We start from the raw sequence: 14,445 nt of genomic DNA on the forward strand, positions 1-14,445 counted from the left end.
GGTAAAGACTATTTAACCACGACCATACGGGCTGGAATGAGAAAGCTGAAACGGCTGCCAGCACCGACCCGACTCTCGATATCGAGCTGACAGTCGTGATGGCTCAAAGCGTGCTTGACGATGGCGAGCCCGAGCCCGGAGCCGCCGGTATGCCGTGAGCGAGCCTTGTCGACCCGATAGAAACGTTCGGTCAGCCGCGCCAGATGCTCGGGAGCAATCCCCTCTCCTTCATCCTCCACCACAAACAGCGCCATGGCGCCCTGCTTGCGCCATGCCACGCTGATCTTGCGCCCCGCCGGTGTGTAGTGAATGGCGTTGTAGACCAGGTTGGAGACGGCGCTGCGCAGCTGATCATTATCCCCTCGCACGAAAAGGTTCGGTTGCACCAGAAATTCAATCTGGTGTGCCCGCTCCCCCGACAGCGCGCGCGCCTCCTGCTCCAGCAATCCCAGCATGGCGGGCATGTCCACCAGATGGGAGAGATCCACTGTCGGAGCCGCCTCGATACGGGACAAGGTAAGCAGCTGATTCACCAGATTATCCATCCGGATGGTCTGTTCCATCATCACCTTGTGCGCCTTGGCCCACAGGGCGGGCGGCGGCGGCTCTTCGGTCATCTCCAGATAGCCCTTGAGCACGGTGAGCGGGGTACGCAGTTCGTGGGAGACGTTGGAAACGAAGTGCTTGCGGGTCTTCTCCAGGCTGCGCAGCCGGGTGACATCCCGCACCACCAGCATGGCCTGATCCTCGGCGTAGGGCATGATGCGAAACTCGAGAAACTTCTCCTCATTGATGGGTGAGTTCATCTCGAACGGTTCGTCATACTGCCCCTTGCCCAGATAGGCACCGAAGGCCGGATTGCGAATGAGGTTGCCTATGTGCTGACCGGCATCTTCCGGCCAGCGAAAACCAAGCAGTTGCTCCGCCAGTCGATTGCACCAGAGGATGCTGCCATCGGTGCGAAACACCACAGCGGCATCGGGCAGGGCCTCGGCACCCTCCCGAAAGCGGCGGATAAGACCCGCCAGCTCGCGGCGACGGGCCCGGTGACGCTGCTGCAACTTGTAGATGCCGTTGAAAATATACTCCCAGCTGCCGCTGCCGTTGGGGGGAACCAGGCTGCGATCGTGCCACAGCCAGTCCGACAGCCGCTTCAGGAAGCGATAGTGCCAACCCAGATGCAGCACAGTAGCTGCCAGCAGGCAAAGGGCGAGGGTATTCGTCAACCAGCCGACCAGAACGAAGGGCGCATAGAAGAACGCCATCCGCCACAACTGTCGCCGCCAGGCATAAGGTTGCAACATAACTTCCTCTACAGACGGGTTGAGAAGCGATAGCCTGCGCCGCGCACCGTCTGAATCAATCGATCGTGACCCGTCTCTTCAATGGCCTTGCGCAAGCGACGAATATGCACATCCACGGTTCTGTCCTCGACATACACATTGGTACCCCAGACATTGTTGAGCAACTGCTCGCGGCTGTACACCCGCTCGGGGTGAGTCATGAAGAAGTGCAGCAACTTGAACTCGGTCGGTCCCATGTCCAGCGCCCTCTCTTCTGCACTGACTCTATGGGAAACCGGATCCAGCTTGAGCCCCTGCACCTCGATCACCTCGTCCACCGAGGTGGGGGAGACGCGGCGCATCACGGCGTGCAGGCGGGCTGTCAACTCCTTGGGGGAGAAGGGCTTGGTGATGTAGTCATCGGCGCCGGCCTCCAGGCCGCGTACCTTGTCCTCTTCCTCACCACGGGCGGTCAGCATCACCACCGGGATCTGGCGGGTCACCTCATCCTGCTTGAGTTGCTTGATGAACTGAATGCCACTGCCACCGGGCATCATCCAGTCCAGCACTATGAGTTCGGGGTAGGGTTCACACACCTTCGCCAGTCCATCGGCGTAATCTTCCGCCTCGATTGTTTCGTATCCCTTTTGCTCAAGCACGAAGCAGAGCATTTCGCGGATCGGTGCTTCGTCCTCGACCACCAGAATTCGCTTAGCCATATCCCTTCTCTCTCCTGTGTGAAGATGGGTGCGCCAATTATTAGAATTTTCTGTGACACTTTTATGACTTTATGACAGGCGGGATGATAAACGTTTTCAGATTCAGTTGGCAGCAGTGAGTTGCAGCAGGTCCCAGCGGTTGCCACTGATATCCTCGAACACCACCACCATGCCGTATGGCTCGCTACGTGGCTGTTCACAAAAATGAACACCGTAGTCCAGCATGCGCTGGTAATCGGCCCAGAAATCATCGGTTTCGAGGAACAGAAATACCCTACCACCGCCCTGCTGACCGATGGAGGCCTGCTGCTCGGGCGTGGCGGCGCGAGCCAGCAAGAGCGCCGAGCCGGGCGCGCCGGCAGGCGCAACCCGCACCCAGCGCTTGCCCGGTTTACCCGGTTCATCGAGGGGAGTGTCTTCCAGCAATGTAAAACCCAACCCTCGGGTAAAGAAGGCGATGGCCTCGTCATAGTCGGCCACCAGCAGGGCCAAAGCGCCAATGTGTTGTGCCATGGGGAATAACCTCAACAGATGAAGGAAGGGGGCCAATGCCCCGGCTGGCGCGCATCATAGCGGCTTGGAGTCTTGGGCTCCAGCAGCAATGCCCCGCTCGAAGGAGCAGCCCTTCCCCTGCCGCCAGACCTGCGTTCTATTCCACCTCCTATTCCACCTCGACCCGGTTGCGCCCCCGCTTTTTGGCCTGATAGAGCGCCTCGTCGGCCCGCTTGAGAACCTGCTCCAGGGGATCCCCGCGCCGCTCCGCCACCCCGAACGAGGCCGTGATGGACAGCGCCAATGGCCAGTGCGGATAAGCCACCAGAGCGGCGCGCAGCCGCTCCGCCAGCGCCTTGGCACGGGCCTGTTCGTAGTGCAGGCAGACCAGCACGAACTCCTCCCCGCCCCAGCGCACCAGCCGGCACAGGCTATCGCAGTGGCGCAGGACTTCGCTCACCATGTGCTTGAGCACCTCGTCCCCAACCGGGTGACCATGGCCATCGTTGACGAGCTTGAAGTGGTCTATGTCGATGTAGATGAAAGAGAGGGGCATATCGCCGAGCTCGGCCAGCAGCTTGTTGCCACCGAACCGGTTGAGGGCGCCGGTCAGGGGATCGTACCTGGCCTCCTCCTCGGTGCGCCGGGTCTGCTCGCAGAGGCTTTGGCTGCGTGCCTCCGCCGCCTGTCTGGCCTCACGGGCCTTGCGCAATCGATCCCGCATCAACAGGTGCTGCACCATGAACAGCAGCAGACCGTAAACCAGCCAGCTCAGCAGAAGGGGACGATAGAAGGCTCCCGGTTGCACACAGCGACCATAGAACTCCATCCGCTCCAGCACCAGCCGGTAGTGGCCTGGCTGCATGCCGATGCCGGAGGCGATTTCCACTGCGTAGACATGGCGCAGGTCCTCCCCCTGCTGGGCCAGCGGAATGCGGTACTGCTGGATCCACCAAGTGGCTGGCGTGAAGACCCGCAGCGGCACGTCCTGCAGCCGCCCGTAATCATCGGGACGAAAGATCACCTCGTTGAACTTGTGGGAGGTGGCATCACCCGCCCGGGAGTAAATCGGGTGGTAGTTGCGCAGATAGAGGCGCCAGAACTGGGGCTCTGGCCCCTCGACCTGCAGCTGGATGCGCGCCCCCTCGAAGCGGGAGAGATCAATGCCCTGCTCCGGCAGACTCAGCGTCAGGATCAGTTCACAGAAGGGGTACTCATAGCCTTCGCGCAACTGGCAGTCGATGGCTGGCTTGTCCGTCGGCGCAGGATAACCGCTTTGCTGGCCGGCGGCAGACAGCAAGGTAGTTACAGAGGCGCCGCCATGGATCCTGTCATCCTGCACCGCCACCGACAGGCGGGCATTGGCCAGCATGTCGAGCCGCCGATCCGGCCCGAATTCAAACAGCAGGATCGCCAGCAAGCTCAACCCCAACAATACCCAGAACAACACATTGGCCAGACGAGAATAGGAAAAGGTCATATAGGCTCCACCCGACTAGGTGCTCTGACTCCATACCCCGAGATACACACGCCCGGATCCCGTGGTTATTACACGCGCCAACACCGGCGCCATACCGTATTTGTTCAGCCGGGTACCGGCAGACAGACCCGGACCAACCCCGGGATCAGGCGCAGCCGTACTGCACCAGGCGGGAGGCGCCAGGTTGGTGCCCCGGAAAGCCATGCACTTGCCCATCAGATTGTGAATCTCAGGATAGAACACTCCATGTCATGAAAAATAAAGAGAAATCAATAAAAAGGCCCCTGATGGCTCATCTTGCCCAAGGGGAATAGCGGGCAACAAAGCCCTCAGGGTCCTTCACGCAGCGCCCGATAGAGGGTGGTGCGACTGATGCCGAGCTGGCGCGCCGCCTCGCTCACATTGCCCCCACACGCCGCCAGGGTCTGCTGCACTCGCAGCCGGTTCTGTTCACGCAAGGTGGCGGGACTCGCCTGCGACGAGGCCGCTGCCGATGCAGCGGGCAGATGCAGGTGAGCAGGCTCAATCCAGCCGAGCCCTTCCGCCAGCACGCAGGCCACCTCCAACGCCTGCTTGAGCTGGCGCACGTTGCCGGGCAAGGGATGGGCCAGCAGTTGCAGCTCCGCCTCCGGCGTCAATTGCAGGGCCGGGTCCATCTCCGAGAGCAGACGCCGGATCAGCCCTAGGCGATCGCCCTGTGACCATGCCCGCAGCGGTGTCAGCTGCTGGCGCCAGCCACAGACTCGGTAATAGAGGTCCTCGCGAAATGTCCCTGCCTGCACCATGACCGCCAGATCCCGGTGGCTGGCGCTGACCAGCCAGAAATCCACCGGCTCAGGTCTGTGGCTGCCGACCGGGGTAACACTGCGCTCCTGCAGCACCCGCAGCAGCCGGGTCTGGGCCAACAGCGGCAGCTCGCCAATTTCATCCAGCATCAGGATGCCGCCGTGGGCGGCGCGCAGATAGCCCTGACTGCCCTGGCTGCGGGCGCCGCTGAAGGCCCCGCCCACATAGCCAAACAGCTCGGCCTCCACCAGGTCTGCCGGCAGGGCGCCACAGTTGACACACACCAGGGGCTTATCCTGCCGGCTCGACTGGCGGTGCAGGGCGCGTACCAGATGCTCCTTGCCGCTGCCGGTTTCCCCCTCGACAAGAAGCGAGATGCCGCGCTCCAGCATCTTGAGAGGCACCTGTGCCGCCCCTTGTTGCGCTGTTTTCCGGGGCGCCGCAACCGGCTCTGACACCAGCCGCAAACCGCGCCGATCCCGTAGCAACTGCTTGCCGTCGAAGGGGTGCTGGCCGAGCCAGAGCCGGCCGGCCCGGTTGGCGCCGAGCAGCTCGCCCCCCTCCCCCAGCAGCAAACGGGCGGACCAGAGACTCTGGGGGTCGAGATCCACCAGCCAGCCCGGCTGGCGCGCCAGCAGCGCGTTTTCTAGGGTCATGGCCAAGAGCCGCACCGTGCCCAGCATGTCGCCGTCGTGGTGGGCCGCGTCAGTGGAGATGTCGAGTACCCCGAGCAATTGCCCGTCCGGCCCGAGCAGGGGGCAGGCGCTGCAACTGAGGAAGCTGTGCTGGGCGAAGAAATGCTGATTGCCGAGCACCTGCACCTCGCTCTGCTCGGCCAGCGCTGTACCTATGGCGTTGGTTCCCTTGCTCGCTTCCCCCCAGCGGGCGCCGCTGCGCAAAAAGATGCGCTCGGCATGGCGGGCAAAGCCATCGTCACCGCTGGCGGCCAGTATGGCCCCCTCGCCGTCACACAGCAGCAGGCGACAGGGTCTGCCCGCCAGCAACTGGGCAAACAGCGGCAACACGAAGCGCTGGAAGCAGACGATCAGCGTCCTGTGCGCCTCCTGGCGGGCCGACAGCTCCCCCTGGGGCAGCAGATCCAGCTCGGCACTCTGCTGGCGGAGCAGGCCCTGATGCAGGCAGCGCTGCCAGGAACGCTGGATCGGACTGGGGCTGGAACTGTACTGCGGTAACTCGCTCATCACGCCTCCTGTTCAAAAACGGCACGACTGTCGCGGCCACTGTCCAGAAACGGCACAGTTTTATCGCCACAGCCTTGGTTATTGGTTAACCAAGATACGCTGCCGCACCCAGTTTGATAACGTTTTTGTAACCTTTTGTGCGCTGGTCAGACCCTTTGGCATGGCCCTTGCGATATCCCCTGCGTACCACCCCGGCCAGCCAGCACGTGCAGCCGGGCAGGACCTTCACACACATAAGGATGATGAGATGATTTATACCGCTCCCGGTCAGGCAGGTGCCCTGGTCAGCTTCAAGTCCCGTTACGACAACTTCATCGGGGGCGACTGGGTGGCCCCCCGCGCCGGTCGCTATTTCGAGAACATCTCGCCGGTGGATGGCAAGGTGTTCTGCGAGGTGGCCCGATCCGACGCCGCCGACATCGAGCTGGCGCTGGATGCCGCCCACAAGGCGTTCGCCAGCTGGAGCAAGACCAGCGTCACCGAGCGCAGCAACCTGCTGCTGCGCATCGCCGATCGCATCGAGCAGAACATCGAAGTGCTCGCCATCGCCGAGACCTGGGAGAACGGCAAGGCGGTGCGCGAGACCCTGGCCGCCGACCTGCCGCTGGTGGTGGATCACTTCCGCTACTTCGCCGGCTGCATCCGTGCCCAGGAGGGCTCGGCCGCCGAGCTGGACCAGCACACCGTCAGCTACCACTTCAAGGAACCCATCGGCGTGGTCGGCCAGATCATCCCCTGGAACTTCCCGCTGCTGATGGCGGCCTGGAAGCTGGCCCCTGTGCTGGCGGCAGGCTGCTGCAGCGTACTCAAGCCCGCCGAGCAGACCCCGGTCACCATCATGCTGATGATGGATCTCATCAAAGACATACTGCCCCCCGGCGTGGTCAACGTGGTCAACGGCTTCGGCGCCGAGGCGGGTCAGGCGCTGGCCACCAGCGACAGGATCCAGAAGCTGGCGTTTACCGGTTCAACTGAAGTCGGCGCCCATATACTGCGCTGCGCCGCCGACAAGCTGATCCCCTCCACCGTCGAGCTGGGTGGCAAGTCCCCCAACATCTATTTTGCCGATGTGATGCAGCACGAGAGCCAGTACATCGACAAGGCGGTGGAAGGCATGCTGATGACCTTCTTCAACCAGGGCGAGGTGTGCACCTGCCCCTCCCGCGCTCTGGTACACGAGAAGATCTACGACGACTTTATGGACAGGGTGCTGGCCCGCGCCCGCACAATCGTGCAGGGCAACCCCCTCGACACCGCTACCCAGGTCGGTGCCCAGGCATCCCGCGAGCAGTTCGACAAGATCCTGAGCTACATGGAGATAGGCCGTGGCGAGGGGGCCAAAATGCTGATAGGCGGCGGCCCGGCCAAGGTGAGCGGCCTGGAGGGGGGCTTCTACATCCAGCCCACCATCTTCTCGGGTCAGAACAAGATGCGGGTGTTCCAGGAGGAGATCTTCGGGCCGGCCCTCGGGGTCACCACCTTCAAGGACGAGGCGGATGCGCTGGCCATTGCCAACGACACCCAGTACGGCCTGGGGGCGGGTCTGTGGACCCGCGACAGCAACCTGGCCTGGCGCATGGGGCGCGGCATTCAGGCCGGCCGGGTCTGGATCAACTGCTACCACGCCTATCCGGCCCACGCGGCCTTTGGCGGCTACAAGAAGTCCGGGATAGGCCGCGAGACCCACAAGATGATGCTGGATCACTACCAGAACACCAAGAACCTGCTGGTGAGCCACGACATCAACCCACTCGGCTTCTTCTAGGCAGATCACACTCATGAGAAAGGGCGCCTGCGGGCGCCCTTGTTGTTATGGTTCGCCAGGCGACCCTTCCCGCTCTATCCCCATGCCTCCCAACTGCTGGCGATAGCGCTGGGGCGAGCAGCCCAGCTCACGATTGAACATGGCGATAAAGGCCGAGGTGGAGCCGTAACCGAGCCGCCAGCCAATTTCCTGCACTGGCAATTCCCCCTTGAGCCAGGCCAGCGCCTTGAGCAGCTTGAGCCGGGCCCGCCACTGGCCGAAATTCATGCCAAGTTCCCGCACGCAGCGCCGCCAGCATGGGGGCCAGCAGCTTGTCCTGGCTCATGGGCAGATAGCTGTCCTGGCAGCGGGTGCGGGTCAGCTTCTCCACCAGCAGCTCGGCCTGGCGCACATCCCATTCATCCTGCATATGGCCCAGCTTGCGCTCGCAAAAATCCGCCAGCATGGCCCGGATGAGCGGCGTCATCTCCAGCAGGCAGGGCTCTGCCGGCAGCCGCGCCGCCAGGGCATGATTGACATAGATGGAGGTGTAGTCGAGGGCCTGCTGGTTGTAGGAGGCATGCTCCAGATCCGCTGGCACCCAGATGAGGTAGTCGGCGGGAGCCACCAGCCGGTGATCGTCCAGCACTATCTCCATCACCCCCAGGCTTATCAGGCTGAGCTGGCCCCAGGGGTGGCTGTGGGGCGCGCAGGCGCTCTCGGCCTGGATCTGCTGATAGCGCAGATAGAGGGGGTTGGGCTCAGGCAGGGCTATGTCCGTCGAGTGATAGTGATGTAGTGCCATATCAGGGCAACTTGTCCTTTCTGCGGGATGAATTGTCAGTTTTACGTTACTTGATAACAGAAAGACAAGAGTAGACTGGCCATCTCGATAATAAGGAGCCTTTGATGCGTATCTTCTTCCCGCTTATGTTCCCGCTGATGGCCGTGCTGATCTGGGCCACCAATACAGTGGTGTCCAAGGCCGCCGCCGATGTGCTGGATCCCGCCGCCATCTCCTTTTACCGCTGGGTGCTCGCCGCCCTGGCGCTGACCCCCTTCTGCCTGCCGCAACTGTGGCGCCGCCGTCACGAAATCCGCCCCTGGCTCGGCAAGCTGCTGGTGCTGGCAGCCCTTGGCATGGTGCTTTACCAGTGCCTCGCCTATTACGCCGCCCACACCACCTCGGCTACCAACATGGGGGTCATAGGTTCGCTCATTCCGCTGCTGACCCTGCTGCAGAGCGCCCTCTTCTTCGGTCAGCGTCCGGGCAAACAGGCGCTGCTCGGCATGAGCATCTCCCTGTTCGGGGTGTTCTGGCTGCTGAGCCAGGGCCAGCCCCTGGCCCTGCTGCAAGACGGCATCAACCCCGGGGACGGGCTCATGCTGCTCGGCTCCGCCAGCTACGCCCTCTACGGCCTGCTGATCCGCCGCTGGCAACTGCCGTTTGGCCCCTGGCTCAACCTCTACATGCAGATCCTGCTGGCTGTGCTGCTGCTCATCCCGGTCGCCCTCAGCGCAGACTCCCTGGCGGTGCCCGCCGAGGGCTGGGGTCTGGTGCTGTTTGCCGGGCTCGCCTCCTCCCTGCTGGCGGCCTACTGCTGGATGCGCGGCCTCGCCTGCATGGGAGCGGAGCGCACCTCTGTGTTCATGAACCTGATGCCGCTGTGCACGGCGCTGATCGCCGTCATCACCTTGGGGGAGCCCATTCACGGCTATCACCTGCTGGGTGGCGGCCTGATCCTGAGCGGCGTCATGCTCTCCCAGTTCAAGCCCAGGGTGCGCCCCGCCCTTGTGGAAGAGGCATAAACCGGCGAGACAAGCCGCTGCAGCACAAAACAAGAAGGGAGCCTCGGCTCCCTTCTTGTTTGCATCTTCTCGCTAAAAACCACAGGCTCGGTTATCCCCGCGCCAATGGTAAGCCCCTCCCGACACGACTGTGATTCAGGTTTGCTCGTGGTGCGCCTTGTGCGGGTCGAGCCGGGCCTTGTCATGAGCGGCAAAGGCTTTTCGGGCCGCGCTGATGCCATTCATGCAGGCAGGGACACCGGCATAGACGGCGATCTGGAGCAGGATTTCGATGATGGTTTCCCGGCTGACGCCCACATTCAACGCGGCCCGGATGTGAAATTCGAGCTGTCCGGGTGCATTGCCCATCGCCATCAGCGCAGCAACGGTGAGCATCTCACGGGTGCAGAGATCAATACCGGGACGGGAGAGCACATCGGCAAAGGCAAATCCCAACACCAGTTCGGCAAAATCTGGCGACAGGGCATCCAGGTTCGCCGCGACCTGATCCGGCGCCTGCGGGTCGAGCCGGGCCAACAGCGCAAAGGCCTGTTCACGCCGCTCGGACGATAAGCCGCTCATGCGTTCACCCCCTTCATGCCTTCCCGGGTATAGCGATCCCCTGCCACTGGCAAGGCCCTGATGGCACTGTCCAGCGCGGCGAGATCCCCGGCCTCCAGACGCACCGACAAGGCGCCCAGGTTGTCCAGCAGATGGGGGATCCGCCTTGTGCCGGGGATGGGCACTATGTCATCCCCCTGCGCCAGCAGCCAGGCCAGGGCGATCTGCGCCGTCGTGCACTGCTTGCGCGCCGCCAGGGCCATGATCACCTCCACCAGCGAGCGGTTGGTGGCGATGTTTTCCTGTTGAAAGCGCGGCAGGTTGGCCCGAAAGTCACCCTCTTCAAACGCCGTATCCTGCTGGAAACGTCCGGTCAGAAAGCCGCGCCCCAAGGGGGAGTACGCCACCAGACCTATGCCCAGCTCGCGGCAGGTTGGCAACACCAGGGCTTCGACATCCCGCGTCCAGAGGGAATACTCCGTCTGCACCGCTGCCACCGGATGCACGGCATGGGCGCGCCTCAAGGTGGCCGCGCTGACCTCGCACAGGCCGACACGGGCAATCTTGCCCTCCTGCACCAGCTGCGCCAGCCCTGCCATCGTCTCTTCGATGGGGTGCGCCGGATCGATGCGATGCACATAGTAGAGGTCTATCTGCTCGACCCCGAGCCGGCGCAGCGAGGCTTCACAGCTCTGCCGTGCATATTGGACGCTGTTGTCCAGAGTGCGCCTGTACTCGCCATTCTGACGCACTATGCCGAACTTGGTGGCGACCTTGACCCCGGCTCCGTGGGTCGCCAGGAAGCGGCCGATCAGGGCTTCATTGTGGTGCGGGCCATACATGTCGGCGGTGTCGAGAAAATCGATCCCCATCTCGACTGCCCGGGCCAGCACCCGCAGCGCCTGCTCATCATCCCGCGGACCATAAAACTCACTCATGCCCATGCAGCCGAGGCCCATGGCGGATACGTCCAGATCAGTGCCCAGTGTTCGTCGTTGCATACATTTCCCCTTACAAGATGGAGGTCAGTATGGTCTTCCGAATATGATTCAGGTATAGACTGGATTGGCAGTCTGCTTTCCGATTTTGGAAGATACATGAACGCTCTCTTGCTATGGGATGACGCCCGGGTCTTTCTGGCCATCGCCCGCAGCGGCACCTTGAGTGGCGCCGCCCTCGCCCTTGACATGGGCATTGCCACTGTCTCTCGACGGCTGGATCGCCTGGAGTCGGCACTGGGTCTGCCGTTGTTCAGTCGTCATCAGCACGGCTATCGACTGACCGACGATGGGGATGCCCTGCTGGCGCGGGCCGAGGCGCTGGAACATGCCGGGCATGCCTTTGGCGAAGCCGGGCAGCAGCAGGGACAAGTGGCCGGATGCGTGCGCCTCGCCACCGCAGACAATCTGGCCAATCCGCTCATTATTCCCTCCCTGGCCAAGCTGTTTGCCATTCATCCCGATCTGAGGGTGGAGCTGGTCACAGGCGTGCAAACGGTGAACCTGCACAGGCGCGATGCCGATCTGGCCGTGCGCATGGTCAAGCCTGACGCCGGCAACGTCACCATCAAGCGGCTGGGCACCCTGGGCTTCGGCCTCTATGGGGCCAGCAGCTATGTCGATTGCCGTCGTCCGGGCACAGATGCCGCCAGCTTCGATGAGGATGCCTTCATCGGCTGGGGGGAATCCCACGGCCATTTGCCCGCCGCCAAATGGATGGCTCGCATGCTGCGTGGGCGCCCCTGCAGGGTGGAGACCAATACGCTGTCGGCCCAGCTGGCCGCCGCCACCGCCGGTCTCGGACTGGCGGTGCTGCCCCATTATCTGGCCAAAGAGACGGATCTCGTCTGCCTCCTGCCCGAGCTGGGAGTAGATCAGCCGATCTGGCTGGTGATCCACACAGATCTCGCCCACTCCAGACGGGTGCGGGCCGTCGCGGATCACCTGATCCAGCTGTTTGAAGAGGCCGGATCAGCCCTCCACCCTTTCCCCCTGGGCGCACTGTGAACCAGGCAAGGTAGGAAGGGCTGCAACCCATGCGGCGACGGGCAGACAGCAAGAAGGGAGCCGAGGCTCCCTTCTTGCATTGCATTTGAGCACAAAAAACGCCGGCTCAGTTGCCCCGGCGCCAGTGGTAGCGCCGCTCCGGCCGGCCACGCTGGCCGTAGTTGAGGTCCACATCGACCCTGTCTTCGGACTCCAGATACTCCAGATAACGGCGCGCCGTGGTGCGGCTCAAGGAGAGGCGCAGCGCCACCGTATCGGTAGAAAAAGCGGTATCCGGCTCGCCCGCCAGCAGCTCCAGCACCTGGCGCAGCGTGATGGCATCGATCCCCTTTGGGGTATCGCGCACCTCCCTGGCCTGGGGGCGTCCCTTGCCCATCAGCCGATCCAGATCGCTCTGCTCCAGAGAGCCGCGCTCGCAGATGCGCCTGTGCAGGGTGAGGATCTCGTCCAGACTCTGCTGGATGCGAAACAGCCGCAACGGCTTGATGATGTAATCCTGCACCCCCAGGTTGAGGGCCTGCTGTATGGTCTCAACGTCGCAGGAGGCGGTCACCATGATGACGTAAGCCTCGCGGTTGTGGCTGCGCAGCCGGTTCACCCACTCCAGGCCCGAGCCATCGGGCAATGAGATATCCACCAGCAGCAGTTGTGGTTCGGTCGCACGCATCATGAGATCGGCCTGGGTCAGGCTTTCGGCCCGACCCAGCAGGGAAAATCCGGGGGTGGAGGAGACCAGCTCGGCCAGAATGGATCCTATCCGTTCGTCATCCTCGATCACCAGAGTGAAAATGGGCTCCATAGATCACACCAATTGGTTTTTATTCAAGTAGATACCGAACAAGGTTGTCTGTTCGGCGGTGCGGCGCCATTCTATCACACCCCCTCGCCTGGCCACCGTCTCCTTGACCAGGAAGAGGCCGACCCCGTGATCGCCGGTCTGGCGGCTGATGCCGTAATCAAACAGATGATCCGCCAGCGCCTCGTCCACCCCCTCGCCACTGTCCTCCACCTCTATCACCAGCCGGCGACCAAAATCGTTGAGGGAAATCAGCACCCGCGGCGGACAGACCTTGCGCCGCGCCCAGGCGGCGCGAATGCCGTTGTCCAGCAGGTTGCCGATGAGGGTGATGAGATCCGCCGACACCGCCGCCGGATACTCCGCCAGCGCCGAGTCGGGGTCCAGCACCAGCTCCACCCCCAGCTCCCGTGCCCGGCTGAACTTGCCGAGAATGAGCCCCGCCACCGGCTTGTCCTCGATGGCTCGCAGCAGACCCTGCAACATGGTCTGGCAGGCCTCGCTCTCCTGCTGAATGAGCTCCACCGCCTGATCCACATGGCCGAGCTGCAACAGGCCGGAGAGGCTGCTCAGCTTGTTGGCGAACTCGTGGGTCTGCATCCGCAGCATCTCGGCATACTGGCGCAGATGCGTGACCTGCATGCCGAGGCTGCCAGTTACCTCGGGGCGACTGAAGATCAGCAGGCGCCCTGGCACCTTGCCCTCCACCGCCTGCCAGCGGCCCACGAAGGATTCTCCGTGCACGGTAAAGCCAAGCTCGGTCTCGACCTGGGTCAGGGCCGGTGCCAGCGGCGGCGACAACTCGGCGAGCGGCTGCCCCAGCAGGGCATGACGCCCTGTGCCCGGCAGGCGCAGCTGATAGAAGGCGGCACTGTTGAGCATGCGGATGTTGCCCCTGTTGTCGAGCGCTATCACCCCCTCTGAGATGTGCTCCAGCACCAGCTCCTGCAGCACGAAGCGATTGACGATGGCCTCGGGTTCCAGATCCAGCAGGGTACGACGCAACAGGTGCTGCACCCAGAGCGCCAGCAAGAGACCACACCCCAGCACGGCAAGGATGGCGCTGACCAGCAGGGCGATCCGCTCCAGATAGATGCCTTCCACAGTCCGCATCAGGTAACCCACCACCACGGCCCCCATGGCACGGCCATCGGGCCCGAGCACGGGAGCAAAGCAGCGGATGGCCGGGCCGAGTGTGCCCTCGTCCTCTGAGCAGTAGCTGAGCCGGTCATGGAGGGCCGGCCAGATATCTTCACCACGGAAGAGACCGCCGATGAGCTCGGGCGAGGGGTGACTGAGGCGGCGGGCGTGTTCGTCGGTCACCACCATGTAGGCGGCGTCGGTGCGATTGCTGATCCCCTCCACATAGTCGCGCAAGCCGGGATCGCTGCCCTGCTGCAAGGCCTGCACCACCCGGCTGTCCGCTGCCAGCACCCGCGCCAGATCGCCGCCATTCTCCTGCAGATTGCTCTCCAGCAGGTGGCGGATAAAGAGGGCGAGCAGACTGCCCAGGATCACGATCAGCAGCAGTGACAGCCCCAGAGAGAGGGTGACCAGTTGGTGGCGCAGTTTCATCGATTAGCCTTGC

The 14,445-nt window shown here is 63.1% G+C and carries 12 protein-coding genes and 1 pseudogene; 3 read left to right on the plus strand and 10 right to left on the minus strand.

Going from position 1 to position 14,445, the window contains the following annotated elements; all coding sequences use genetic code 11:
* Window positions 1-8 precede the first annotated feature (8 nt).
* From phoR to AC1P02_RS21140, 5 genes are all read right to left on the minus strand, one after another.
* Window positions 9-1,304, minus strand: coding sequence for a phosphate regulon sensor histidine kinase PhoR (gene phoR / locus AC1P02_RS21120; RefSeq protein WP_087755174.1), 1,296 nt, complete (start codon window positions 1,302-1,304; stop codon window positions 9-11).
* Window positions 1,305-1,312: 8 nt separating this feature from the next.
* Window positions 1,313-2,002 (minus strand): phosphate regulon transcriptional regulator PhoB, encoded by a 690-nt coding sequence (gene phoB, locus AC1P02_RS21125; RefSeq protein ID WP_005316860.1) that lies wholly within the window; start codon window positions 2,000-2,002, stop codon window positions 1,313-1,315.
* 102 nt (window positions 2,003-2,104) lie between these two features.
* Entirely contained in the window at window positions 2,105-2,515 is a 411-nt protein-coding gene (locus AC1P02_RS21130; RefSeq protein ID WP_219591059.1) for a VOC family protein, read from the minus strand.
* A gap of 148 nt (window positions 2,516-2,663) precedes the next feature.
* Complete coding sequence (locus AC1P02_RS21135; RefSeq protein WP_485183295.1) at window positions 2,664-3,974, minus strand: GGDEF domain-containing protein; 1,311 nt, start codon at window positions 3,972-3,974, stop codon at window positions 2,664-2,666.
* A gap of 329 nt (window positions 3,975-4,303) precedes the next feature.
* A complete protein-coding gene (locus tag AC1P02_RS21140) occupies window positions 4,304-5,962 on the minus strand; it encodes a sigma-54-dependent Fis family transcriptional regulator (protein WP_485183296.1) in 1,659 nt (552 codons plus the stop codon).
* Window positions 5,963-6,209: 247 nt separating this feature from the next.
* Here AC1P02_RS21140 and exaC point away from each other — a divergent pair, with 247 nt between their 5' ends.
* Entirely contained in the window at window positions 6,210-7,727 is a 1,518-nt protein-coding gene (gene exaC, locus AC1P02_RS21145; RefSeq protein ID WP_485183298.1) for an acetaldehyde dehydrogenase ExaC, read from the plus strand.
* Between the two features lie 45 nt (window positions 7,728-7,772).
* Here exaC and AC1P02_RS21150 read toward each other — a convergent pair.
* Window positions 7,773-8,511: pseudogene (locus AC1P02_RS21150) on the minus strand (AraC family transcriptional regulator).
* A gap of 104 nt (window positions 8,512-8,615) precedes the next feature.
* Between AC1P02_RS21150 and AC1P02_RS21155 the strand changes: the two are divergent.
* On the plus strand, window positions 8,616-9,515 hold the full coding sequence (locus AC1P02_RS21155; protein ID WP_404297802.1) for a DMT family transporter: 900 nt from the start codon (window positions 8,616-8,618) through the stop codon (window positions 9,513-9,515).
* Window positions 9,516-9,650: 135 nt separating this feature from the next.
* On the opposite strand, the gene AC1P02_RS21160 is transcribed toward AC1P02_RS21155, so the two are convergent.
* A complete protein-coding gene (locus AC1P02_RS21160) occupies window positions 9,651-10,076 on the minus strand; it encodes a carboxymuconolactone decarboxylase family protein (protein WP_155603141.1) in 426 nt (141 codons plus the stop codon).
* Window positions 10,073-11,056 (minus strand): aldo/keto reductase, encoded by a 984-nt coding sequence (locus AC1P02_RS21165; RefSeq protein ID WP_485183300.1) that lies wholly within the window; start codon window positions 11,054-11,056, stop codon window positions 10,073-10,075. Before AC1P02_RS21165 ends, AC1P02_RS21160 begins: the two co-directional genes overlap by 4 nt.
* 96 nt (window positions 11,057-11,152) lie before the next feature.
* Between AC1P02_RS21165 and AC1P02_RS21170 the strand changes: the two genes are divergently transcribed.
* Window positions 11,153-12,061 carry a LysR family transcriptional regulator gene (locus AC1P02_RS21170; RefSeq protein ID WP_485183302.1) on the plus strand — a complete coding sequence of 303 codons (909 nt, stop codon included), beginning with the start codon at window positions 11,153-11,155 and terminating at the stop codon, window positions 12,059-12,061.
* A 106-nt stretch (window positions 12,062-12,167) separates the two neighbouring features.
* On the opposite strand, the gene AC1P02_RS21175 is transcribed toward AC1P02_RS21170, so the two are convergent.
* Together AC1P02_RS21175 and AC1P02_RS21180 are read right to left on the minus strand one after the other, a co-directional pair.
* Complete coding sequence (locus AC1P02_RS21175) at window positions 12,168-12,860, minus strand: response regulator (RefSeq protein ID WP_005316875.1); 693 nt, start codon at window positions 12,858-12,860, stop codon at window positions 12,168-12,170.
* A gap of 3 nt (window positions 12,861-12,863) precedes the next feature.
* On the minus strand, window positions 12,864-14,432 hold the full coding sequence (locus tag AC1P02_RS21180) for an ATP-binding protein (RefSeq protein WP_485183304.1): 1,569 nt from the start codon (window positions 14,430-14,432) through the stop codon (window positions 12,864-12,866).
* Window positions 14,433-14,445 lie beyond the last annotated feature (13 nt).

This window comes from Aeromonas sp. TS_SC_11 (assembly GCF_057318915.1).

Coding starts and splice junctions, on each gene's coding strand:
- AC1P02_RS21140 (WP_485183296.1), bottom strand. CDS start 5,962: ATGAGCGAGTTACCGCAGTACAGTTCCAGCCCCAGTCCGATCCAGCGT.
- phoR (WP_087755174.1), bottom strand. CDS start 1,304: ATGTTGCAACCTTATGCCTGGCGGCGACAGTTGTGGCGGATGGCGTTC.
- AC1P02_RS21135 (WP_485183295.1), bottom strand. CDS start 3,974: ATGACCTTTTCCTATTCTCGTCTGGCCAATGTGTTGTTCTGGGTATTG.
- exaC (WP_485183298.1), top strand. CDS start 6,210: ATGATTTATACCGCTCCCGGTCAGGCAGGTGCCCTGGTCAGCTTCAAG.
- AC1P02_RS21160 (WP_155603141.1), bottom strand. CDS start 10,076: ATGAGCGGCTTATCGTCCGAGCGGCGTGAACAGGCCTTTGCGCTGTTG.
- AC1P02_RS21165 (WP_485183300.1), bottom strand. CDS start 11,056: ATGCAACGACGAACACTGGGCACTGATCTGGACGTATCCGCCATGGGC.
- AC1P02_RS21130 (WP_219591059.1), bottom strand. CDS start 2,515: ATGGCACAACACATTGGCGCTTTGGCCCTGCTGGTGGCCGACTATGAC.
- AC1P02_RS21175 (WP_005316875.1), bottom strand. CDS start 12,860: ATGGAGCCCATTTTCACTCTGGTGATCGAGGATGACGAACGGATAGGA.
- AC1P02_RS21180 (WP_485183304.1), bottom strand. CDS start 14,432: ATGAAACTGCGCCACCAACTGGTCACCCTCTCTCTGGGGCTGTCACTG.
- phoB (WP_005316860.1), bottom strand. CDS start 2,002: ATGGCTAAGCGAATTCTGGTGGTCGAGGACGAAGCACCGATCCGCGAA.
- AC1P02_RS21155 (WP_404297802.1), top strand. CDS start 8,616: ATGCGTATCTTCTTCCCGCTTATGTTCCCGCTGATGGCCGTGCTGATC.
- AC1P02_RS21170 (WP_485183302.1), top strand. CDS start 11,153: ATGAACGCTCTCTTGCTATGGGATGACGCCCGGGTCTTTCTGGCCATC.